The 22,454-nt window shown below is 69.2% G+C and carries 21 protein-coding genes; 9 read left to right on the forward strand and 12 right to left on the reverse strand.

All coding sequences use genetic code 11. The features are described from left to right. Positions 1-11: 11 nt before the first annotated feature. The gene (locus tag AC06FB_RS01575) at positions 12-929 is read right to left on the reverse strand and encodes a M14 family metallopeptidase (protein ID WP_065176143.1); all 918 of its coding nucleotides are present in this window, start codon (positions 927-929) and stop codon (positions 12-14) included. A gap of 144 nt (positions 930-1,073) precedes the next feature. Between AC06FB_RS01575 and AC06FB_RS01580 the strand changes: the two genes are divergently transcribed. From AC06FB_RS01580 to AC06FB_RS01595, 4 genes are read left to right on the forward strand one after another with little or no spacing between them, the layout of a single operon-like run. Beyond that, positions 1,074-1,727, forward strand: a complete 654-nt coding sequence (locus tag AC06FB_RS01580) for a DUF3348 family protein (RefSeq protein ID WP_065175212.1) — start codon at positions 1,074-1,076, stop codon at positions 1,725-1,727. Between the two features lie 11 nt (positions 1,728-1,738). Then, positions 1,739-3,916: a DUF802 domain-containing protein gene (locus AC06FB_RS01585; protein WP_053517789.1), complete on the forward strand. Its 2,178-nt coding sequence runs from the start codon at positions 1,739-1,741 to the stop codon at positions 3,914-3,916. Continuing rightward, positions 3,913-4,551: an OmpA family protein gene (locus AC06FB_RS01590; protein ID WP_263174521.1), complete on the forward strand. Its 639-nt coding sequence runs from the start codon at positions 3,913-3,915 to the stop codon at positions 4,549-4,551. The genes AC06FB_RS01585 and AC06FB_RS01590 overlap by 4 nt, the downstream gene beginning before the upstream one ends. After that, on the forward strand, positions 4,541-4,918 hold the full coding sequence (locus AC06FB_RS01595) for a DUF2894 domain-containing protein (protein WP_263174524.1): 378 nt from the start codon (positions 4,541-4,543) through the stop codon (positions 4,916-4,918). Before AC06FB_RS01590 ends, AC06FB_RS01595 begins: the two co-directional genes overlap by 11 nt. 22 nt (positions 4,919-4,940) lie before the next feature. On the opposite strand, the gene AC06FB_RS01600 is transcribed toward AC06FB_RS01595, so the two are convergent. From AC06FB_RS01600 to AC06FB_RS01640, 9 genes are all read right to left on the reverse strand, one after another. Continuing rightward, positions 4,941-5,699: a 2,3-dihydro-2,3-dihydroxybenzoate dehydrogenase gene (locus AC06FB_RS01600; RefSeq protein WP_346480200.1), complete on the reverse strand. Its 759-nt coding sequence runs from the start codon at positions 5,697-5,699 to the stop codon at positions 4,941-4,943. Then, positions 5,690-9,580, reverse strand: a complete 3,891-nt coding sequence (locus tag AC06FB_RS01605) for an amino acid adenylation domain-containing protein (protein WP_478053297.1) — start codon at positions 9,578-9,580, stop codon at positions 5,690-5,692. The genes AC06FB_RS01600 and AC06FB_RS01605 overlap by 10 nt, the downstream gene beginning before the upstream one ends. After that, on the reverse strand, positions 9,577-9,834 hold the full coding sequence (locus AC06FB_RS01610) for a phosphopantetheine-binding protein (RefSeq protein ID WP_478053298.1): 258 nt from the start codon (positions 9,832-9,834) through the stop codon (positions 9,577-9,579). The genes AC06FB_RS01605 and AC06FB_RS01610 overlap by 4 nt, the downstream gene beginning before the upstream one ends. Beyond that, positions 9,834-10,466 carry an isochorismatase family protein gene (locus tag AC06FB_RS01615; RefSeq protein WP_053517796.1) on the reverse strand — a complete coding sequence of 211 codons (633 nt, stop codon included), beginning with the start codon at positions 10,464-10,466 and terminating at the stop codon, positions 9,834-9,836. Before AC06FB_RS01615 ends, AC06FB_RS01610 begins: the two co-directional genes overlap by 1 nt. Next, a complete protein-coding gene (locus AC06FB_RS01620) occupies positions 10,466-12,112 on the reverse strand; it encodes a (2,3-dihydroxybenzoyl)adenylate synthase (protein ID WP_478053299.1) in 1,647 nt (548 codons plus the stop codon). The genes AC06FB_RS01615 and AC06FB_RS01620 overlap by 1 nt, the downstream gene beginning before the upstream one ends. After that, the gene (locus AC06FB_RS01625; protein WP_478053300.1) at positions 12,109-13,302 is read right to left on the reverse strand and encodes an isochorismate synthase; all 1,194 of its coding nucleotides are present in this window, start codon (positions 13,300-13,302) and stop codon (positions 12,109-12,111) included. Before AC06FB_RS01625 ends, AC06FB_RS01620 begins: the two co-directional genes overlap by 4 nt. Beyond that, positions 13,299-14,495 carry an MFS transporter gene (locus AC06FB_RS01630; protein WP_478053301.1) on the reverse strand — a complete coding sequence of 399 codons (1,197 nt, stop codon included), beginning with the start codon at positions 14,493-14,495 and terminating at the stop codon, positions 13,299-13,301. Before AC06FB_RS01630 ends, AC06FB_RS01625 begins: the two co-directional genes overlap by 4 nt. A gap of 152 nt (positions 14,496-14,647) precedes the next feature. Then, the gene (locus AC06FB_RS01635; RefSeq protein ID WP_197600074.1) at positions 14,648-14,959 is read right to left on the reverse strand and encodes a DUF3817 domain-containing protein; all 312 of its coding nucleotides are present in this window, start codon (positions 14,957-14,959) and stop codon (positions 14,648-14,650) included. A 138-nt stretch (positions 14,960-15,097) separates the two neighbouring features. Then, positions 15,098-16,033, reverse strand: coding sequence for a TIGR03571 family LLM class oxidoreductase (locus tag AC06FB_RS01640; protein ID WP_461289327.1), 936 nt, complete (start codon positions 16,031-16,033; stop codon positions 15,098-15,100). A 183-nt stretch (positions 16,034-16,216) separates the two neighbouring features. On the opposite strand from AC06FB_RS01640, the gene AC06FB_RS01645 reads away from it, so the two are divergent. The 4 genes from AC06FB_RS01645 to AC06FB_RS01660 all read left to right on the forward strand — a co-directional run bounded on the left by AC06FB_RS01645 (position 16,217) and on the right by AC06FB_RS01660 (position 19,376). Beyond that, a complete protein-coding gene (locus AC06FB_RS01645; protein WP_478053322.1) occupies positions 16,217-17,737 on the forward strand; it encodes a thioredoxin family protein in 1,521 nt (506 codons plus the stop codon). 99 nt (positions 17,738-17,836) lie between these two features. Next, positions 17,837-18,466: a superoxide dismutase gene (locus AC06FB_RS01650; RefSeq protein WP_478053302.1), complete on the forward strand. Its 630-nt coding sequence runs from the start codon at positions 17,837-17,839 to the stop codon at positions 18,464-18,466. Continuing rightward, entirely contained in the window at positions 18,463-19,041 is a 579-nt protein-coding gene (locus tag AC06FB_RS01655) for a flavin reductase family protein (protein WP_053517806.1), read from the forward strand. The genes AC06FB_RS01650 and AC06FB_RS01655 overlap by 4 nt, the downstream gene beginning before the upstream one ends. After that, complete coding sequence (locus tag AC06FB_RS01660; protein WP_053517807.1) at positions 19,038-19,376, forward strand: tetratricopeptide repeat protein; 339 nt, start codon at positions 19,038-19,040, stop codon at positions 19,374-19,376. The genes AC06FB_RS01655 and AC06FB_RS01660 overlap by 4 nt, the downstream gene beginning before the upstream one ends. 27 nt (positions 19,377-19,403) lie before the next feature. Here the strand turns inward: AC06FB_RS01660 and AC06FB_RS01665 are convergent, their stop codons facing one another. Next, positions 19,404-20,552 (reverse strand): fatty acid desaturase family protein, encoded by a 1,149-nt coding sequence (locus AC06FB_RS01665; RefSeq protein WP_053517809.1) that lies wholly within the window; start codon positions 20,550-20,552, stop codon positions 19,404-19,406. A gap of 12 nt (positions 20,553-20,564) precedes the next feature. Then, positions 20,565-21,635 carry a ferredoxin reductase gene (locus AC06FB_RS01670; protein ID WP_478053303.1) on the reverse strand — a complete coding sequence of 357 codons (1,071 nt, stop codon included), beginning with the start codon at positions 21,633-21,635 and terminating at the stop codon, positions 20,565-20,567. A 93-nt stretch (positions 21,636-21,728) separates the two neighbouring features. On the opposite strand from AC06FB_RS01670, the gene fabR reads away from it, so the two are divergent. Continuing rightward, positions 21,729-22,385, forward strand: a complete 657-nt coding sequence (gene fabR / locus AC06FB_RS01675) for an HTH-type transcriptional repressor FabR (RefSeq protein ID WP_053517811.1) — start codon at positions 21,729-21,731, stop codon at positions 22,383-22,385. Positions 22,386-22,454 lie beyond the last annotated feature (69 nt).

The raw sequence follows: 22,454 nt of genomic DNA on the forward strand, positions 1-22,454 counted from the left end.
CCCGATCCGGATCAGTGCGCCAGGGCGAAATCCAGGCCCGCACAGACCGCCGCGACCTGCGCGTCGTTGCACTCCTGCGGGTGGGTACGCGGACTGTCCGGGTAGACCTCCGTGGTGGTGGCAAAACGCGCATCGGTGAATCCGGCGCAGGCCCCGATCGAGCGCGATTCACCCCATACCACGCCCGGTGACTGCAACGGCAGGCCGACCAGGTTGCCTTCGGCATCGGCCGGGGCGATATGGGTGATCGGCGCCACGGCAGCGATCAGCGCCCGCTGGAATGCCGGTTGCGGGTCTTCGCTGTTGCCGATCACGTAGAAGCCATCGGGAATGGTGTCCCGCTCGAAGGGCTTGCCATCACGGGCGCACCGGGCCGGGTCGAACTCGTGCAGGTCGCTGTCGGTGGTTTCGTGCAGGTCCAGGTGCACCCGGATGTCGGCCTTGCGCCCGGCCACCCAGCGCATCAGCGAGGCGGCTTCCTCGATCAGGCCGCCGTCGCGGAAGCTGCGGTTCGGGTCCAGGGCAGCGGGGTTCCAGCGCTGGATGCGCTCATAGCCCCACGGACTCACGCAGGGGGCCACGATCAGGTTCAGACGCCCCAGGTAGCGCTCGGCCTGCTGCTCCAGGAACTGCAGGGCACCGTGTACGCCGCTGGTCTCATATCCATGCACGCCGCCGGTAACCAGCGCCGTCGGCAGTGCCGGGTTCCAGTCGTGGTTGACCACGGCGAACAGGGGATAGTGGTCCGGCGCGTAATCGAGCTGCCCGTACTGGATCACGTCGAAACGCTCGTCCAGGCGTTCCAGCGCCGCCACCACATCGTCATGGTAGCTGCGCTGGCGTTGCTGGCGGGCCCGCCACTGCGCGCGTTCCGGATCGCCCCAGGGCTGTCCGGGGGTGCCGATCGGGTAGAACTGCGCAACAGTCATGGGTGCTCCAGAGGTCGAACGTGGTGAGTGCAGCCGGTCATTCTAAGCCTTGTGGCGCCTGCGGGCCCGCCCACCCGTCCCGCCCTTCATCCAGCCAGGCTCATCTGGCTGTAAAATCAACGGTTTTTGGCCCCTCACCCCTTGATGGCGAACGCAGCGCAGACGGTCCTGGGTGGACCGGATTTCCTTCGCCTGCTCGCCCGTCTCAGCGACGGCGCGATGCCGGCCACCAGTCCCGTCCTGACCGATCGCCTCGGTCAGTGGGTGGACTGGAGCCGTGCTGTCGCGCTGTCGACGGCACTGGGCGGACGCGTGCCTGCAGCGGCGGACGCGGGCGAGGCGATGGACGACCTGCTGGCCGACTGCGAGCAGGCCCATGCCAGCCTGCTGGCGTCGATTCGTGACGACGCCGAAGCCGAGCGCCTGCTCGATCTGGCCGAGGCGGCCGCCACACCCACCTTTGCCTCGTTGCGGCAGCGCTACCGGGTGCTGCAGCAGGCCATCCAGACCGCGACCGGACGCCTGCGCGGACGCCTCCGTGACCAGTTGCTGCGGGCCTCGCCCGATTTGGCGCGGCTGGCCGAGATCGACGCCGTGATGGAGCAGACCCTCAGCCCGCGCGAGCACAGCCTGCTGGCCATCGCCCCGGCAGTGCTGGGCACCCGCTTCGACCGCGTGCATGGCCAGCCTGGCTGGCGCACCGCATTCCGCCATGACATGCGCTCGCTGCTGCTTGCCGAGCTGCAGCTGCGCTTCCACCCGATCGAGGGGCTGCTGGCAGCCCTGCGCTCCCACTGACCCGGAACACCATGTCCAGAACTGCTTTCCCTGTCGTTGTCTTCCTTGTCGGCCTGCTGGCCGTGTGCTGGATCGGCATCGGCTACGTTTCGGTGCACCCGTTGGGTGCAGCGGTCGCGGCGGTCATTGCCGCCTGCTACATCGCCGGTGGTGTGGAGCTGTACCGCTATCGCCAGGCCAGCGCGGGCCTGCGCGATGCCCTGGGCGATCTGTCCGCCGCCGAGGAGCGCCTGGCACCCTGGCTGGAGCGCGTGCCGGCAAGCCTGCGCAATGCCGTGCGCCTGCGCGTGGAAGGTGAGCGCACCGCCCTGCCCGGCCCGGTCCTGACACCGTACCTGGTCGGCCTGCTGGTGCTGCTGGGCATGCTCGGCACCCTGCTGGGCATGATGGACACCCTGCGCGGCACTGGCCTCGCCCTGCAGAGCGCCACCGACATGGCCGCCATCCGCGGCTCGCTGGCATCCCCGGTACAGGGCCTGGCCGTCGCCTTCGGTACGTCGATTGCCGGTGTCGCCAGTTCGGCCATGCTGGGGCTGCTTTCGGCGCTGTTGCGCCGGGATCGCCTGCAGGCCGTGCAGCAGCTCGACCGTGCCATCTCCGGCCCGCTGCACCCGTATTCGCAGGCGTGGCAACGCGCCGAATCCCTGCGACTGCTGCAGGCGCAGTCCGCAGCGCTGCCGGCCCTGGTCGACCGCCTGCAGGCGATGACCGGTGCCTTCGAGCAGCACAGCCTGGCGGCCAACGAACGGCTGCTGGCCGGCCAGGCCGAGTTCCTCAGCCAGAGCCAGGCGCTGCAGGAGCGCCTGGCGGCCTCCCTCCAGCAATCGCTGCGCGAAGGCGCCGAAGCCAGCGCAGCGGCCATCGGCGGTGCCCTGCAGCCGATGGCGGAAACCACGCTGGCTGGCCTGGCCAGCCACGGCCAGGCCCTGCATGCGCGCGTTGAACAGGCGGTGCAGCAGCAGCTGGCCGGGCTGGCGGACGGCTTCGAGCGCAGCCGCGTATCGACTGAAGCCAGCTGGACGCGGGTGATGGCCGAACAGGCCCAGGCACAGCAGGCGCTGGTGACCGACCTTCGCCAGCATCTGCAGGCCTTCAGCGATGCCCAGGGTGCACACGGCGAAGCAGTGGTGGCACGCATCGGCGAACGGCTGCAGGCGGATGCCGACCGCCAGACCGACGCGTGGCGCACTGCGGCCGACCAGCAGCATGCGCTCAACACCACGCTGGTCGAGCGCCAGCAGCAGGCACTGGAGGCGGTCAGTCAGCATCTGGACGAACGGGCCCAGTCGCTGCTTCACGCGCTTGAAGAACGTCATGCAGCCAGCCAGTCGCTGCTGCAGGACCACGAGCAGCAGCGCCAGGCGCGCTGGGAGGCCGCCAGCACCCATCTGCAACAGGCCCACGCCGCGCTGCAGGCACAACTGCAGGCCGGTGACGAACAGCGCCTGCAACGCTGGAGCGACGCGCTGCACACCCTGTCGAACGATCTGGCCGAACGCCTGCACGCCAATGGAGAACGCCTGGCTGCGCAGCAGCAGCAGATCTGCGACACGCTGGCGGAGACCGCGCAGCAGATCGGCGAGAACGGCCGTGCCCAGGCCAGCGCCACGCTCGCGGAAGTCTCGACCCTGCTGCAGACGGCTGCCGCCGCACCGAAGGCCGCTGCCGACGTCATCAACGAGCTGCGCAGCACGCTCTCCGAGAGTCTGGTGCGCGACAACGCGATGCTGGAGGAGCGCGGCCGCCTGCTGGCGACGGTGCAGACCCTGCTGGATGCGATCAACCATGCCTCGCATGAACAACGCAGCGCGGTCGATGCACTGGTGGGCGGCTCGGCGGAACTGCTGGAGCGCGTCGGCAACCGCTTCACCGACCACATCGCGGCCGAAACCGGCAAGCTCGACGGCATCGCTGCACTGCTCGATGGCAGCGCCACTGAAGTCGGCCACCTCGCCGGCGCCTTCGGCGACGCCGTGGCCCAGTTCGGCGCCGCATCGGCCGAGCTGTCGGGCCGGCTGGAACAGATCGGTGGCGCGCTGGATGCCTCGCTGGCCCGCAGCGACGAGCAGTTGGCCTATTACGTGGCGCAGGCGCGTGAGGTGGTCGACCTGAGCCTGCTGTCGCAGAAACAGGTGATGGAGGAGCTGCAACAGTTGGCCGCGCGCCGCGGCAAGGCCGGCACCGCATGAGCGACGAGCTGGAGGTCGACGGCGGTTCGCACGCGCCGATCTGGGCGGCATTCGGCGACCTGATGTCGGTACTGCTCGGCGCGTTCGTGCTGATCCTGGTCGGCGTGGTAGCGGTCCAGCTGGAACTCTCGCAGCGGCTGGAGGATGAAGTCAGGCAGCGCCAGGCCGAAGCCAAGCGCCTGCAGACGCTGGAGCAGGCACTGGCCGGCCCGCTGGCGGCGGGCCGGGTGACGCTGGTCGATGGCCGCATCGGCATCAGCGGCAATGTGCTGTTCGCCCTCAATTCAGACCAGCTGCAGCCGGAGGGCCAGGAGCTGCTGCGCAGCCTGGCCGCACCGCTGGCTGCCTACCTGGGCAGCCGCGAAGAGATCCTGATGGTCAGCGGCTTCACCGATGATGCGCCGGTGCGCGAAGGCAACCGTCGTTTCGCCGACAACTGGGAACTGTCCGCGCAGCGTTCGCTGACGGTGACCCGTACCCTGATCGCCGATGGCGTACCGGCCGATGCGGTATTCGCCGCCGCCTTCGGCAGCGAGCAGCCGGTCAGCTCCAATGCCAGCGAGGATGGCCGCGCGCGCAACCGCCGCGTGGAGATCGCGCCGATTCCCAGGCCCAGGGCACCGGATGGCAGGTAAGCTGCCAGCGCTGGAGGGGCTGCGTGCACTGGTGCGCGATCTCGATGCGGGGTCGCGCTCGCTGGCGGACTACCCGCAGGTGCCGATGCTGCAGCAGGTGCAGCACGAGTGGTCGGAGCTGCGCAGTGAACTGCAGGTGCGCCGTTCGCTGCGCACCGAGGCCCCCGCCGACGGCGGCCCGCTGAACTCCGCGGTACTGGTGCAGCGCATGCTCGATTCGATGCAGGCCGCCAGCCCCGGCTATCTGCGCCACTTCATCGATTACGTCGATACCCTGTCGTGGTTGCAGGCGCTGCAGGACGGTGCGGCCAGCGGCGGTGATGCGGCGAAACCGAAGCGCGCGCGCAAGCCCCGCAACCCCGGTTGAGGCCCGGCCCTGCATCAGGGGGTCAGCCGCGCAGCGTGGCGCCGCCGTCGACGTACAGGTCACTCATCGCCACATGCCCGGCCTGCTCGGACAGCAGGAACATCACCGACTGGGCAACGTCCTCCGGCGTAGCCAGCTTGCGCAGGGGAATGCCGGCCTTGTAGGTGTCGAGGTTGCCGGCAATCACCCGCTCGGCACCGTACGCGTCTTCCCACATGCCGGTCTGCATGGCGGTCAGCGTCGAACCGGGTGCGACGATGTTGCAGCGGATGCCCAGTGGCGCCAGCTCCAGGCCCAGGCAACGGGTGAACATGGTCGCTGCCGCCTTCGAGGCAGCGTAGGCCGCCATGCCGTGACGCGGCACGCCTGCGGCGTTCGAGCTGACGGTGACGATGGCGCCCTGTCTGCGCGGTGACATCACCCGCGCCAGTGCGCGGCCGAGATGGAACACACCGTCAGCGTTGACCGAGAAAACACGGCGCCAATCGGCATCACAGGTATCCGTCACCGCGCCGACCTTCAGCACGCCGGCCACACTGGCCGCCAGGGCGATCGGTCCGATCTTCGCCTCTACCTGGTCGATGAGCGCATCGACCGCTGCGCTGTCGCTGACATCCAGCGCACAGGCATGGACGCGCTCGCCCACGATCGCGGGCGACTCGCGGTCGGTGGCCACCACCTGGCAGCCGGCGGCGACCAGCAGCTTCACCAGCGCGGTGCCGATCCCCCCGGCTGCGCCGGTCACCAGCGCCACGCGACCCTCAAAACCGGTCAACTGCATGTTGCGATCTCCTGTTGTTCATCCCGATGCCGCAGTCGCGCCGACAGCCATGGCGCGAGTTGCGCCACCGCATCACGGCCGGTCAGTTCGGCATGCAGGAACGGCAGTTCCAGCGCCTGCACCGTGCGCGCGTGCGCCTTCCACAGCGCCGACTGCAGCTGCGGTCGTGCCTGGTGGTCTCGCCCTGCGCGCACATGCACCAGGGTGCCGTCGAATGGCCGGTGGTGGTGCTCGCGGATCAGGCGGTTGGTTCCGGTGACCGCGCGCACCACGCCGTCCAGCACTACGTCGGGCAGGCTGCCCAGCGCACTGCCACCTCGACGCAGGAAGGCCAGGATGCGCTCGCGGCTGTCCAGTTCCGGGTGTGCGTCCGGATCGTGGCCGGCGATGGCCAGCAACGCCCGCAGCGCAGCGATCGGATCCGGCTCCGGCTCGGCCCGCCAGCATTCACTGGGATAGGCGTCGAGCAGCACCAGCTCGCCGACCTCGCGACCGATCTCGTGCAGGCGCACGGCCATCGCCTGGGCGATGATCCCCCCCACCGACCAGCCAAGCAGGTGCACCGGCCCGCGCGGCTGCAAGGTCACTACACGCTGCACGTACTCGTTGGCCATCGCCTCGATGCTGGCCGGCAGCGGCTGCGCGGCGTCCAGCGCCGGCGACTGCAGCCCGTACACGGCCCGCGCCGGTTGCAGCGCACGCGCCAGCGCGCGGTAATTCCAGGCGATGCCGCCTGCCGGGTGCAGCACGAACAGCGGCGGGGGTTCAGTCCCATCGGTCGTGGCCAACGCGATGACCGGGCCCAAGGCATGATCGGCCAGCATCGGGGGTTCGGCGATACGCCGGGCCAGCGCCGCCACCGTCGGCTCCGCGAACAGAACGCCGAGGCCCAGCTCGCAGCGCCAGCGCTGCTCGATGGCCAGCAGCAGGTGCACGGCCGAAAGCGAGTCGCCCCCAAGGCTGAAGAAGTCCGCATCCACCGCAACGGCCTGCTCAAGACCCAGTGCCTGTGCGAACAAGGCGGCCAGCGCATGTTCCAGTGGCGTGCGCGGTGCGACACCGGTCATCCCGACCTGCGGAGGTTTCGGAAGCGCGCTGCGATCCAGCTTTCCGTTGGTGGTCACCGGCCAGTGATCGACCCCGACAAACGCCGACGGCACCATGTAGTCCGGCACGCGCGCCGCCAGGTGCGCGCGCAGGGCAGCGGCGTCGGCCATTGCCACCGGCACATAGGCGACCAGCCGTGGGTCACCGGGAAGGTCGTGGCGCAGCAGCACTTCCACGCGCTCCATGCCGGGCAGTTCCCGCAGCGCCGCCTCGATCTCCCCCAGCTCGATGCGCAGACCGCGCAGCTTCACCTGATGGTCGCTGCGGCCCAGATACTCGACCGCTCCGTCGCTGCGCCAACGTGCAACGTCCCCCGTGCGGTAGATGCGCTCGCCCGCCAGGAAGGGATCGGCCAGGAAACGTCCAGCGGTGAGATCGTCGCGGCCCAGGTAGCCCCGTGCAAGCTGCACGCCGCCCAGGTAGAGCTCGCCCGGCACGCCCACCGGCAGGGGCCGCATGCGTGCATCGAGCACATACAGGCGGGTGTTCCAGACCGGGAAGCCGATCGGGACCGGGCGTGAGCGATCGCCTGCCGGGGCCGGCCAGTAACTGACGTCCACCGCGGCTTCGGTAGGCCCATACAGGTTGTGCAGCTGCGCGTCGATGCGGGCATGGAAGCGGTCGCGCAGCGAGGCATCGAGCGCTTCGCCGCTGGTGAACACCCGACGCAGCTGCAGGCCCTGCGAGGCGGGCGCCGCGAGGAAGGCGTCCAGCATCGACGGGACGAAGTGGGCGGTGGTGATGCCCTGCGCGCGGATCAGCCGGCCCAGCTCGGTGGGATCACGATGCGCATCCGGACCGGCGAGAACCAGCGTTGCACCGCACAGCAGCGGCAGGAAGAACTCCCAGACCGACACGTCGAACGTGGCGGGCGTCTTCTGCAGCACACGGTCGTCTGCGCCGAAGCCGTAGTGCTCGCGCATCCACAGCAGGCGGTTGACGATGGCGCGATGCTCGATGACCACGCCCTTGGGTTCGCCGGTCGAGCCTGAGGTGTAGATCACATAGGCCGCATCATCCGGCGCCGGGTCCGGCCAGGGCGCGGCAGCCCCCTGTGCCATCCATTGATCGGGCGGCAGCACCGGCACGCCTGCGGCCCGGTGCGCCATCGTGCTGTCGGCCAGCACGCAGGCCGGACGCGCCGAGCGCAGGATGCGCGCCAGGCGCTCGTCGGGATGTGCAGGATCCAGCGGAAGATAGGCGGCGCCGGCACGCAGCGCGGCCACCAGGGCGATGACCAGCTCCATCGAACGCGGCAGCGCGACCGCCACCACACTGCCCGGCCCCACCCCCAGCGCGCGCAGCTGTGCCGCCAGTGCGAAGCTGCGTGCCTCCAGCGCGGCATGCTCAAGCGTGGCGTCGCCGCAGACCAGCGCCGTTGCCTGAGGGTCGCGATCCATGCCCTGCTGCAACAGTTCCACCAGTGTGGTTTCAGGCAATGGATGGGTGGTCGCGTTGAAGCGGTGAACCACCTGCGTGACCTCTGCCGCGGTGGCCAGTGGCACGCTGGCAATGTCGTCGGCATCCAGCGCCGCCGACACGAAATGCAGCAGCCGTTGCGCATGCGCCTGCACGTCGGCGTCGCTGTACAGGGCGGGGTTCGCCTCGATCTCCAGATCCAGCAGCGCCTGGCCATCACCGCGGAAGCCCAGCACCAGATCCTCCACCGGCCCGGTGCACAGCACCTGCAGCGTGGCCTGCACGCCGGGCAGCGCCAGCGGCCTGTAGAACGGCTGTATGTTCACCAGCGGGCCATGCAGGCGCTGCTGCGCACCGACCAGGCCCAGATCGCGCCGCAGCTGTTCGCCGCGATACCGGCCATGCCTGCGGCTCTGGCTCAACTGCCGGCCGATGCCACGGGTGTAGCTTTCGACACTGCCCTCGGCAGCGGCCACGCGCAGCGGCAGCACGTTCATCACCATCGCGGGCACGCGCGCCGACGCGTTTCCCAGGCGCCCCATGTAGGGCACCCCCAACACCACTTCCTCGGCCGCACTCATCCGCCGCAGGTACTCGGCCGCAAGTGCGGCCAGCACATCCGGCCACGGCTGCAGCCAGCGCACCGATGCCTGCAGCAGCTCTTCACGGAAGGCGGCATCCAGCGGCTGCACCCAGCGCAGCGCGTCATCACTGGCGGCGGCGACGCCGGCCAGACCAGCGGCGGCCGGCGCGTCCCGCAGGTGGTCGCGCCACCAGGCACCGGCCATCTCGCGACGCGGATCGATGCGGTATGCCGCATCGTCGGCCAGTACACCGGCCAGGGGCGGCAGCGCATCGCCGCCGCGCCCGGCGTACAGCGCGCAGACACGATCGCTGAACAGTGCCATGCCATAGCCATCAGCGGCGAGATGATGAACGCGCAGGTACCAGACCCAGCGCTGGCCTCCCAGTGCGTAGAGCACCTGCTGGCTGATCCGGTCGCGGGTGGGATCGACCGGGCTCAGCCGGTCGGCCCGCATCGCGGCGTTGGCGTCGGCCACCGGATCGGCAGCGCTGGAAAGATCATGGACTGCCAGCAGCGGTACATGCGCCGGCTCATGCCATTGCAGCGGCTGGCCATCACTGCCTTCCGTGAATCGCAGTGCGAGCCCCTGCGCCTCTGCCGCCGCCTGGTTGGCGGCGGCCGTGAACGCCGCCACGTCCAGCGCGCCGTCGATCCATACGGCATGGGCCGTGTTGAATGCAGGGTTGTCGGGAGCCAGGCGCTGGGCATACCACAGCCCCGCCTGGGCCTCGGTCAATGTCACCGGTGAGGCTGGCGCTGCACCGTTCATGCGCCTTGTGCGGCCTGCAGCCGTTGCACCACCTGCCACCACTGGCGCAGCGTGGTGTGCTCGGCCAGCTGCGAGAACTCCAGCGGAAGGCCGGTGTTGCTCCACGCAAGAACGAGGCCGAGCATGCGCATCGAATCCAGGTCGAGATCGATCAGGTTGTCGTCATCGCCGATGTCGGCCGGCTCGCATTCAAGCACGCGCGCCACGTCCGCGCGCATCCGTTCCAGGTCAAGCACATCGCCCGTCCTCTCCATCACAGTGTCTCCAGCAGCTGGCCGGTGGTCATCGGTACGCCACAGGTCCGTGCGATCCAGTGCAGCGCCTGCTCATGATCGGCGCGCGAGAAGTCGGCGACCGCATCAGCGGCGATGAATGCCTCGATATCACGCTGGAAGGCTTCGACCACGGTCGCGGTGCAGCCGATATGCGCATACACACCGGTCACCAGCAGCTGGTCGCGCCCGCGCGCGCGCATCAGCGTCTCCAGGTTGCTGCGCTGGAACGCGCTGTAGCGATGCTTGACCAGTACGTGCTCGCCCGGCTGCGGGGCCAGCGCGGTGATGATCGGCTCATGTTCCTCACTCCGGCGCATGCCGGGCCCCCACAGGTCGGCCTGCAGGCCGCGGTCGCGCCGGTCCTGATCGCCATGCTGGGCGGTATAGAACACCGGAATTCCCTGCGCCCGGCAATGCGCCAGCAGGCGCGCGACGTTGTCCACGGCGGGGCGCAGCGGCTCGCTGTCCGCGTCGAACGCTGCCAGGAAGTAGCGTTGCATGTCGTGCACCAGCAACGCGATCCGCTCGCGCTGCGGGTGCCAGGGGCCGCGCGGCTGTGGTAACTCGCTGGCGGTCGGCAGGGAATATGAAGCAATGCGGGGCAGCGCCATCAGCGCGTTCCTCCTGTCTGTTGCAGATGACGCGCACGCAGCTGCGCACGCAGTTCGCGGCGGCTGATCTTGCCGACCGCCGTTGTATCGAAGCTGTCCACGAACACCACCTGGTCCGGCACCTTGAACGCCGCCAGCCCGCGCCTGCGCATCCAGGCCTTCAGTGCCGGCGCCGTGATCGGCTCGCCCTGGCGGATGACGAAGGCACAGCTGCGCTCGCCCAGGTACTCATCGGGAATGGACACCACCGCCGCATCGAACACACCCGGATGGGCCAGCAGATGGTCTTCGATCTCCTCGGCGGAGATCTTCTCGCCGGCACGGTTGATGTGGTCCCCGGCACGCCCCTGCACCACCAGATATCCCCCGGGCAGCTGCTGCACGCGGTCGCCGGTGCGGTAGAAGCCGTCGTCGGTGAACGAGCGCGCGTTGGCCGCGGCATCGTTGTGGTACCCACGGATGGTGTACGGGCCGCGGGTCAACAGATGTCCGATCTCGCCCTCGGCAACCGGCTGGTCGTGGTCGTCGACCACACGGACTTCGTCGTCAGGGCTGATCGGACGTCCCTGGCAGGCCACCACCAGTTCCTCGGGATCGTCGAGGCGGGTGTAGTTCACCAGGCCTTCGGCCATGCCGAACACCTGCTGCAGCGTGCAGCCCAGGCCATCGATGACGCGCCGCGCGGCCTCCGGCACCAGTTTTGCGCCGCCCACCTGCAGCACCCGCAGGCTGGACAGATCGTGCTTCGTCGATGCCGCTGCCTGCGCCCACAGCAGGGCCAGCGGCGGCACCAGCCCACAGCAGGTCACCTTCTCGCGTGCAATCAGCGGGAACGCGACATCCGGGCCCGGCCCCGGACTGAGCACCACGCGGGCACCGGCATACAGCGCACCGAAGAAGCCCGGCGAGCTCATCGGAAAATTATGCGCGGCCGGCAATGCGACCAGATACACGCTGTCGCGGTCGATCCCGCAGATCGCGTTGCTGGCACGGAACGAATAGATGTAGTCGTCGTGCGTGCGCGGAATCAGCTTGGACAGGCCGGTGCTGCCACCTGACAGCTGCAGGAACGCCACCGACTGCGGATCCGGGTCGGCCGGCAGCTGGCTGCGGTCGCCCTGCAGGTTCGCCAGCCCGACGAACTCCTCCGCATCGCCGTCGATCACCACGTGGCGCAGGGCCTGCACCTCCGCCTGCAGTGCCCGTGCCAGCCCGCGATGATCGAAACCCTCGTGCACATCGGCGGTGACAAAGGCACTGGCCTCGGCCTTCGTGGCGAAGTGCACCAGCTCGGTGATGCGGTGCGCGGGCAACGCGTACACCGGTACCAGGCCGGCGCGGAACAGGCCGCAGACGGTGGCGATGAAGCCAGCGCTGTTGCCCAGCTGCACCAGCACCCGTTCACCGGGCTGCAGGCCCAGCGCCAGCAGGCCGCTGCCGATGCGCCCGGCCTCGTGCCACAGCTGCGCATAGCTCAGTCGGACATCACCTGCCACCACCGCGATGTCATCGGCGTAGCGTTCGGCGCGCTCGCGCAGGAAGGCCGGGAAGGTCTCCCCGCGCCAATGCCCCATCCGGCGATAGTGGGCGACCCGGTCTTCGGGCCATACCTGCTGCAATGGCAGGCGGGAAGGAGATCGGCTCATGCGAGGGGCTCGGTCGGGGGCGCGGGCTCACTGACGCCCAGCGCGTTCAACAGGGCAGCAAACTTCGCTGCGGTTTCGGCCACTTCGGCCTGCGGCTGCGACCCGGCGACGATGCCGGCGCCCGCATACAGGCGCAGCTGCGTGCCCTGCAGTCGTGCGCAGCGGATGGCGACGTACCAGTCGCCGTCGCCCTGCTCGTCCAGCCACCCCACGGCACCGGCGTAGAAGCCGCGTGGAACCGGCTCCAGTTCGCGGATGCGCTGCAGCGCCGCCTGCTGCGGCGTGCCGCATACGGCGGGCGTGGGATGCAGCTGCGCCAGCAGGGCGGCGGCCGGCACCCGTGGATCCTTCAACGTGGCATGGATGCGGGTTCCCAGGTGCCACATGGTGGCCGTGGCATGCAGCACCGGCCGCGCCTGCGCATCGATATGGCTGCAATAGGGAGAGAGGCCATCAACGATGGCCTCGACCACATGACGGTGCTCGTCGTGATCCTTGGCCGACGCCAGCAGGGTCTGCGCGGCACGCTCGTCCTGCACCGGATCCGCACTGCGCCGGGCTGAGCCGGCCAGCGGATGCGACAGCACCTGCGCGCCGCGCTTGCGCAGCAGCAGCTCGGGCGTCGCCCCGACCAGCCATGCCGGGGCCTGGCCCAGCTCCACCGGCAGTGGCACCGCGTAGGTCGCCACCGACGGATCGGCTCCCAGTCTCGCCAGCAGCACATCGGGCGTCAGGGCGTGGCGTGTGTGTGCCAACAGGCTGCGCGCCAGTACCACCTTGTGCAGGTCCTGTCGGGGATCACGCAGGGCCTGCACTGCCCTATCCACCGCTGCGGCGTAGTCGTCCGCCGAAGGTTCGGCCTGCACGACACCCTCCAGCGCAGGCGCAGCCTGCGGCTGCACCGGCAACGCAGGCAGCACGCGTTCGGGCTGGTACAGCGCATCGTCGGCACGTGGTTCGAACGGAATCGCTCCGACCAGCAGGCCCGGCCCGCCCCGCTGCTGCGCGAAGAACGCAGCCACGCGCCCGGCCAGCGTCACCAGCGGACCGGACGCAAGCGCCGCACGACAGCCACGCGCATGCACATGCTGCCCTGCATGCTGCAGCAGGAACAGCGTGGGGTCATCCGCAGCCGGCAACGGCAACGGCGCCGTCTCCTGCCATGCATCGTCCCTGAGCGAATCGTTCATGTCGCCTCCTTCATCCGGTGCGTTGCCGCCAGCACGCACAGCAACAGCAGCAGCACACCGACCAGCAGATACGGCAGGCTCGGCCCGCCCCGATACAACAGCGTGCCGAGCATCGGCCCGACCACCATGCCCAGCCCCTGTGCCGCAGCGACCGTTCCGGCGGCGGCACCCTGTTCGTGTGCCTGCACCGCATCGGCGGCCAGCGCCTGGAACGACGGGAACACGAAGCCCATGCCGAATGCCGCCAGCGCATAAGCCGCCGGCAGCTGCCAGGACTGCTGCACGGCGGCTACCGAGGCGAAGCCGATACCGGCGATCAATGCACCCAGCACGATCCAGCGCCGCGGTGGCACCTCCAGCTTCATCACCAGTGCCTGCGCCAGGATCAGCCCGACGCCCACAGCGGTCAGTGCGATGCCGGCCATGCGCGCGCCTTCAGCCGCTGCCAGGCCGAGGCGATCGATCGCGAAGAAGCCGACCGTCACCTGCGCGATGGTCACCGACACCATTCCTAGGAACGCGGCCAGTTGGGGCAGCCGAAGGCGCCGGTCCAGACGGCGCAGGGGCGTCCGTCGTGCTGACGATGCCGCCGCTGCCGGCGCTGTCGAAGGCAGACGCCACGCCAGCAGTGCCAGCGCCAGCAGCGGCAACAGCGCGGCCACATACAGCGCCAGCGAAAGATGCGTGTAGGCCAGCCAGCCTGCTGCCGCCGGGCCCAGCACCATCCCCAGTGCATTGGCACTGCCCAGACGGGCGAGAAACTGCGTGCGCTGGCCGGCCGGCGCCTGGTCGGCGATCAAGGCTGCGGCCGTCGGTGGCACCGCGGCATAGAACAGCCCGATCAGCCCGCGCGCGCCCACCAGCACCAGCACCGACACAACCACCGGCGGCGTGACCTGCAGGGCCACATCGATGAACATGGCGAGCGCGAGGTAGACGCCGGTGTACGCGCCCATCGCCAGCAGCAGCACGCGCTTGCGACCGATGCGGTCGCTGAGTTGGCCCCAGCGGCGAGCCGCCAGCATCCACAGCACGCCGGCGGCCGTCACCGACAGGCCCGCGTGCCATTCGGACAGGCCCAGCAGCCGGACCACCGGGCCGATCACGGCGACGAAAGACATCATGGCCATGGTGCCGATCAGGGCCGCCAACACCAGGGCCGGCAAACCGGGAACGACGGGACGTGCGTGCATGGAACACCAGCCGTGACAGGGAAGGACGGCAGAACGCCAGCACGACGCTCCGCCCGATGCCGCCACGTCACGCAGCGGCACCATCCTTAAATGATAACGGCTCGTATTTGCATTTGATACCCATTCAATTGAATGGACCCGCAACAGCCGTGTCAGCGCGTCACACGCGGCGACAGCAGGCCGCGACGGCGGAACCACCACTCCAGCGGCAGCGTGACCAGCGGGGGGATGGCAGCAAGCAGGGCCAGCGCGCTGGCCCACCATGGCCAGCGCAGGCGCACTGCGGAGAACAGGGTCACGGCCACGTACACCAGGAACGCCACGCCATGCAGCGGCCCGAACAGCTTGACCAAGGCGACGTTGGCCTGCGGGCCGTACTTCAGCCACATGCCCACCAGCAGGCCGGCCCAGGTGATGGCCTCGATGAAGGCAACCACGGCGAACAGCCGTCCGACGGGGTGCATGGGATTGCCCGGGGTCACATCGCGCTCCTGCAGGGACAGAAGATGCGAATGATACGCAGATGCGAACATTCAGGACACCGTCGGGTCACACCCGCCCACATCGGTAGCGCCGGGCCATGCCCGGCGGGCGCAGCACAGCTACCGGGGGATATGCGGCAGCACCCGCTCCCCGATCTCGCGCAGCACGGCCTCCACCGGCCGGCCGTTGTCGACCAGATTGAACATCACATGCGCCACGCCCTGCGCATGCACGCGCAGCAGATAGTCACGCAGGCCATCGCGGCCGACCTTCAGGCCAAGCGGCAACGGCTCGGCGGGTGCCTGCGGATCCGCCTGCAGGTCCAGCAGCATCGACTGCACGAACGGTCTGCCCGCCGCGCCCTGTTGCGCCAACGCCTGCTGCCACAGACCGATGCGTCCCTCCTGGGCAGCCTCCTCGCGGTGATAGGTGGCCCAGCCTTCAGACTCCCGGGCGATCCACTGCAGGCTCTGCCTGGCGGTCCCCACCACCAGCATCGGAATGCGCGCGGCCGGCGCAGGCAGCACGTCGAAGCCTCCGGTCACCCGCAGCACGGCGGCCCGCTCGTGTGCCTGCGGCGACAGCGCCGCCCGCAGCAACGACCAGCGCTCACGGAACGTCGCGGCCCTGCCCTCCAGATCCTCGCCGAACGCGGCGAATTCCTCCGGGCGATCACCCGAACCCAGGCCCAGCACGAAACGCCCGCCGCTGATCCGGTCCAGGCTCAAGGCCGACTTCGCCACCTGCAGCGGCTGGCGCAATGGCAGCACGATGGCTGCACTGCCAACCACGATGCGCTCTGTCGCCGCGGCCAGCATGCCCAGCCACAGGAAGGGATCATCCAGCGCGCTCGCCGTCGCCTCCGGTCCCTGCGGCACCATCAAGGGCACGTCGCGCGTCCACAGCGCGGCAAAGCCGAGGTCATCGGCCAACCGGGCGATACGCCGCGCCTCATGCGGATCGGCCAACCCGTGCGCCGCCACCGGCGTCATCAGTCCCAGGCTCAGGCCCTGTTCTGCAAACAGCGCAGCGTAGGCAGGATTGAAATCGCTCATGCTGCCAGCTTAGCGTGGAGCCCTGCCGCAGGTGCGTGCCAAGCCGGTGGGTTCAATGGGGTGGTGTATCGGCAGAGGGTGCGGCCGGCGCACGTCATGCACTGCAGCGCACCCTTCATGAGCAAACTGAATCAGCAGCCTCTGCGGTCATTCCTACAATGGCCTGTCACCCTGCCCTTCGAGATGCTGCCGATGCGCGTCGCGCTTTCCGTGTTGCTGCTGGCTTCGGCGCTGAGCGCCTGCACCCCGGCCCCGGTTTCCACCGCCAACTCCGCCGAGGCCCCCGCACCGGCGTCCGCCATCGCCTGGCGCCAGGGCGACGTCGACGACGCCTTCGCCGAAGCCGCCGACAGCGGCAAGCCGGTGCTGCTGTACTGGGGTGCGGTCTGGTGCCCACCGTGCAACCAGCTCAAGGCGGGTCTGTTCAAGGACCCGGCCTTCATCGCGCTGACCAGCAAATTCGTTCCCGTCTACCTGGATGGCGACGAGGAAGGTGCGCAGGCCTGGGGCGAGCGCTTCGGCGTGCGCGGCTATCCGACCCTGATCGTGCTGGACCCACAGCGCAACGAAATCACCCGCGTGGCCGGCGGCAACGATGCCGCCGAACTGACCCGGGCACTGACCGTGGCCGCAGGCCGCCGCAGTGCCGTTGCCGCCACCCTGGCCACCGCATTGACGACGCCGGAGCAACTGGCCGCCGAAGACTGGCAGGTGTTGGGCGACTACGGTTGGGAAGTCGACGCCAACCGCCTCGCCGGCGAACGCAACAGCCAGGACGTGCTGCGCCAGCTGTCCAAGGCCGCACCGGAGGCCGCCCTGCAGCGCCGTTTCGCTCTGCTTGCCTTGGCGACAGCCGAAAAGCCCGATGCCTCGCCCACCGAAGTGCGCGAGCTGCTGCAGGCTGTGCTGGCGCACCCCGCGGAGGTACGACGCAACCGCGAGCTGCTGGGCCATGCGGGCGTACAGCTGGTCAAGCAGGCCAGTACCGGGCCGGCCACCAGCAACACCCTGGGGCAGCAGCTGCTGGTCGCACTGGAGCGCGCAGACGCCGAGCGTGGCGACCGCGCCGACGACGCGTTGTCGCGTGCGCTGACCGAAGTGACGCTGGCCCGCCAGCAACAGCCCAAGGGCGCACTGCCCGCCACTCTGGTTGATCGGGTCAAGCAGCGCGTGGCCGCCGCCGATGCCGCCGCCACCGATGCGCATGCACGCCAGGCCACGATCAGCAGCGCGGTCTACGCACTGCGCCAAGTCGGCGACGACGCCGGCGCGGAGTCGCTGCTGCTGGCCGAACTGAAGCGCAGCGAGCAGCCGTACTACTACATGCCTGAGCTGGCCGAACTGGCCGAGCAGCGCGGCGACACCGCCGGTGCGCTGGAGTGGCTCAAACGTGCCTACGATGGTGCACAGGGCCCGGCGACCCGCGTGCAGTGGGGTGTGCTGTATGTGGAAGGCCTGCTGAAGCTTGCGCCGGACGATGCGCCGCGCATCGAGCAGGCGACCGCCTCGTTGATCGCCGAACTGGAGGCACAGCCGTCGGGCTACCACCAGCGCACCCGCCAGCGCTTCGAACGCCTGGCCGGGCAGCTGAAGGCATGGAGTGGCAAGCACCAGGGCGCGCAGACGCTGGCGCGGCTGCAGCAGCGGATGCAGCAGGCGTGCGGCAATCAGGTGGATGGGGCGTGCAGGGATTGGCTGGGTTGAGTGGATGAAGGAGCAGGCGGGTTGACCTCAACCAATGTTGAGGTGCGATAACAGTCTCCCCACGGCCAGCCCCTGGCCTTCGCTACGGAGACTGCTTCGATGTCGTACTCGCTTCCCCCGCTCCCCTATGCCTACGATGCCCTCGAACCGCATTTCGATGCGCGGACGATGGAGATCCACCACAGCAGGCACCACCAGACCTACGTCAGCAACCTCAATGCCGCGGTCGAGCAGGCCGGCCTTTCCGAACAGCCGGTCGAGGCGCTGATCGCCCGCCTCGATGCCGTGCCGGAGGCCCAGCGCGGCGCGGTCCGGAACAACGGTGGCGGCCACGCCAACCACAGCCTGTTCTGGACCGTGCTCAGCGCACACGGCGGCACGCCGGATGAGGTGCTGGCGGCGGCCATCGACCGTGACCTCGGCGGCTTCGATGCCTTCAAGGATGCCTTCAGCAAGGTGGCGCTCACCCGCTTCGGCAGCGGCTGGGCCTGGCTGACCAGCGATCGCGACGGTCGCCTGCGGGTTGAAAGCAGCGCCAACCAGGACAACCCGCTGATGGGCGCGGCCGCCGGCCTGTCCGGCAACACGCCGATCCTCGGCCTGGATGTGTGGGAGCACGCGTATTACCTGCATTACCAGAACCGCCGTCCGGACTACATCGGGGCGTTCTTCAACATCATCGACTGGGCCGAAGTCGGTCGCCGCTACCGCCAGGCGGGCGGCGCATGAGCGCCGGCACTCCCCATTACGCCGGGCCGTGGGCAGGGGTGTTCCCCGCCCCGGCTCCGGTACCCTCGGTCAGTCTGCCGCCGCGTGCATTGCGGCGGCTGCTCGGCCACTTCCCTACCGGCGTGGCCATCGTCTGCACCCGCGACGCACGGGGCACACCGCTGGGCCTGACCATCAATTCCTTCGTGCCGGTGTCGCTGCAGCCGCCGCTGGTACTGTGGAACCTGGCCCTGCACGCACAGAGCCTGCAGGCCTTCCAGCGCGCCACGCGCTTCGCGATCAGCGTGCTGGGCGCGGACCAGGAAGCACTGGCGCGCACGTTCGCCGATCCCCAGGTGCGCAATCGTTTCGACGGCGTACCCCTGCTTCCAGACGAAGACGACGCGCCGCCGCGCATCGCCGGCGCGGTCGCGCACCTGACCTGCACCCGTCATGCGCAATGGCCGGTGGGTGATCACCTGCTGCTGGCCGGCCGCATCATCGAGATCAATGAGACCGGCGGTGCGCCGCTGATGTTCCACCGTGGCCGCTTCCTGCCGGGGCCGCTGGACACCCTGCGGGAGGTACAGACATGACCATCGAGGCACTGGAGGACCTGCTCGCCAACGGCCACGACAGCGCGCTGCTGCGCTTCGGGCTGGGCAAGGGTTGGCTCGACGCCGGCGATCCGGCGCGCGCGGCGACCCATCTGGGCCGCTGCGTGGCACTCGATCCGCATTACTCGGCGGCGTGGAAACTGCTGGGCAAGGCCTGGCTGGCGGGTGGCCAGCCGCAGGCGGCGCGCGAGGCATGGCAACGGGGCCTGAGCGTGGCCAGCCACCAGGGCGATGAGCAGGCTCGGAAGGAAATGCAGGTGTTTCTGCGGCGGCTGCAGCGCGAACAGCCGGCGCCGCAGGAGAGCGCGGGCTGAGCCGGCCGCACAGGCCGGCCGTATCGATCAGCCTGCGTTGGCCGGTGCCGGCGCCGTCATGATGTCCGGCATCGGCAGGCGGCGCGGCTTGCTCGGGAAGGCATGCCGCAGGATGCGCCAGACCACCTGGCCGAACTGCCGTGGCAGCGAACCGTTGTTGTAGTGCTGACCGTAGCGAAGGCAGATCTCCTTCACTTCCTTGGCGATGGCCGCATAGCGGTTGGCCGGCAGATCCGGATAGAAGTGGTGCTCGATCTGGTGGCTGAGGTTGCCCGACAACACGTTGATCAGGAAACCACCGCTGATGTTCGACGAGCCACGCAGCTGGCGCAGGTACCAGTGGCCACGTGATTCGTTGCGCAGGCACTCCTTGGGGAACGTCTCCGATTCAGCGGTGAAGTGGCCGCAGAAGATGATCACGTAGGTCCAGATGTTGCGCAGGCCGTTGGCGACCAGGTTGCCCAGCATCACGGTCAGGAAGAACGGGCCGGCCAGCAGCGGGAACAGCACGTAATCCTTCAGCACCTGGCGCAGCATCTTGCGCGCCACCGGACGGGTCTGCAGCCACATCGCGCGGCTGCTGATGCGGCCCTTCAGCCAGCGCCCCAGGCGCAGGTCCTGGGCAGCCACGCCCCACTGGAACAGCAGCGCGAAGATCGGTGCGATGATCGGCTGCAGCAGATAGAACGGCTTCCAGCGCTGTTCCGGGAAGATCCGCAGCAGGCCATAACCGATGTCATCGTCCATGCCACGCACGTTGGTATAGGTGTGGTGGCGGAAATTGTGGGTCTTGCGCCAGTTGTCGGCGGTGGCAACGATGTCCCACTCGTAGGTGTTGCCGTTCAACTTCGGGTCGCCGGTCCAGTCGAACTGGCCGTGCATCACGTTGTGGCCCAGCTCCATGTTCTCCAGGATCTTCGACAGCGCCAGCATGAGCGTGCCAGCGATGGCGGCCGGCCACAGCAGCGGTGCCCACAGCAGCGGCGAGAACGCCGCCAGGAACAGCAGGCTGCGGCCGCCGACGCCGAACCAGCGCACGGCCGCGGCCACGCGCCGGATATAGCGCGTATCGGACGCGCCGAGACTGCCGATCACACGGTCGCGGATCGCGTCGAGTTCCTGGCCGAAGGCGTTCATTTCGGCAGGACTCAGGGCACGGTCGGTAGCGCGGGTCATGGCAACGGTTCCTCAGAGATCCAGGGTCAGGTCGGTGGTCGGCGCACTCACGCAGATCCGTACGGGCTGCGCCGCTTCGGAATGCGTATCGCCGGTGCGCAGATGGCGGGTAGCGCCACTGACGCGTTCACAACTGCAGCTGTTGCAGATGCCCATGCGGCAGCCGTGCCGGGGCTTGATGCCCTGCGCTTCCAGGCTCTCCAGCAGGGAGCGGCCACGCGGCACGCGCAGCTGGCGCCCACTGCGTGCCAGGGTCAGCGACACCTCGCCTTCTCCGGCGGCATCCAGCAGCGGCGCGGGCGGCGTAAAGGCCTCCGCCTGGAAACCGGCCACCTGATGCGCAAGGCGGCGGCGCGCGGCGGCAACGAAGCCGTCCGGGCCACAGGCCAGTACATGGCGCTGTGCCAGCGGAGTGTCATCGCCGGGAATCTGCAGGGCGTGGGTATCGATGCGCGCGGCCGGCACCTCGCCCTCGCGGGTGGTCAGCAGGTGCACGCGCAGGCCCGGCGTCGCTGCCGCCAGCGTATGCAGTTCGTCACGGAACTGGATGGAGGCTTCCGTGCGTTCCCAGTAGAACAGGTCCACCGGCGCGCCCAGCGGTCGCTGGCAGGCCTCGCGCAGCAGGCTGCGCATCGGCGTGATGCCGCTGCCCGCCGCCAGCAGCAGCACCGGCGCGGCGGCCGGCATATGGAAGTCACCGAAGGCGGCATCGATACGGAACAGGTCTCCCGGCCGCGCCTGGTTCACCAGGTGCTGGCTGACCCGCCCCCCTTCCACGGCCTTGACGGTAATGGCCAGTTCGCGGCCACTCAGCCGGGTCGGGCTGTAGCTGCGCTGCCATACCCGCCCCTCAAGCTCGACGCCGAGGGTGACGTGCTGGCCGGCGCGCATGCCGGCCCAGTGCCGGTTGCAACGCAGGACCAGGGTGGCCGCGCCCTCGCCCGCTGGTTCGCGTCGGACCAGGCGTGCCAAGGGCTCGCGCAGCGTCCACAACGGATTGAGCTGGCCGGCCCAGAAATCGAACAGCGTGGGCGACAGCCAGCGGTGCAGGGAAAACGGGGACGGACGGACGACAGCGCTCATGGCAGCCACTATACGGGCGCACATACACCTGTGTATACACGTGTATATTGAACCGGATTGGGTATGATTCAGCCTTGCCCCACCGGAACCCTCATGGCCGCTGCCACCGTCCTGTCGATACCCGAAGATGCGCAGAGCCCGGCCCGCCGTACGGTGAGCCGCGAAGATCTGCTGGCCGCAGCCCTGAAGCTGATCGGCCCGCACCGCAGCCTGTCCACCCTCAGCCTGCGCGAGGTCGCGCGTGAGGCAGGCATCGCGCCGAACAGCTTCTACCGGCAGTTCCGCGACATGGACGAACTTGCCGTGGCCCTCATCGATGTGGCCGGCCGCTCGCTGCGCACCATCATCGGCGAGGCGCGGCAGCGCGCGACCTCCTCCGCCACCAGCGTGGTGCGGGTATCAGTGGAGACCTTCATGGAGCAGCTGCGCGCAGACGACAAGCTGCTGCACGTCCTGCTGCGCGAAGGTGCGGTCGGCTCGGATGACTTCAAGCACGCTGTCGAGCGCGAGCTGCATTACTTCGAGGAAGAGCTGCAGCACGACCTGGTGCGCCTGGCGGCCCTCGACGGCGCGGTGCTGCATGCACCGGAACTGGTGGCCAAGGCGATCACCCGCCTGGTGTTCGCGATGGGTGCCACCGCGATGGACCTGCCGCCGGAGAAGGATCCGGAACTGGTCGAACAGATCTCCACGATGATCCGCATGATCATCGTCGGCGCCCGCACCCCGGCCGCCTTCCGCCGCGGCTGATCGCCAGGCTCCAGACCGTTGCCGCTTTGCGCCGGAATGCCGCAATGCAGCATTGCTGGGCGCCACGAC

The organism is Stenotrophomonas sp. Steno-C15 (assembly GCF_056393265.1).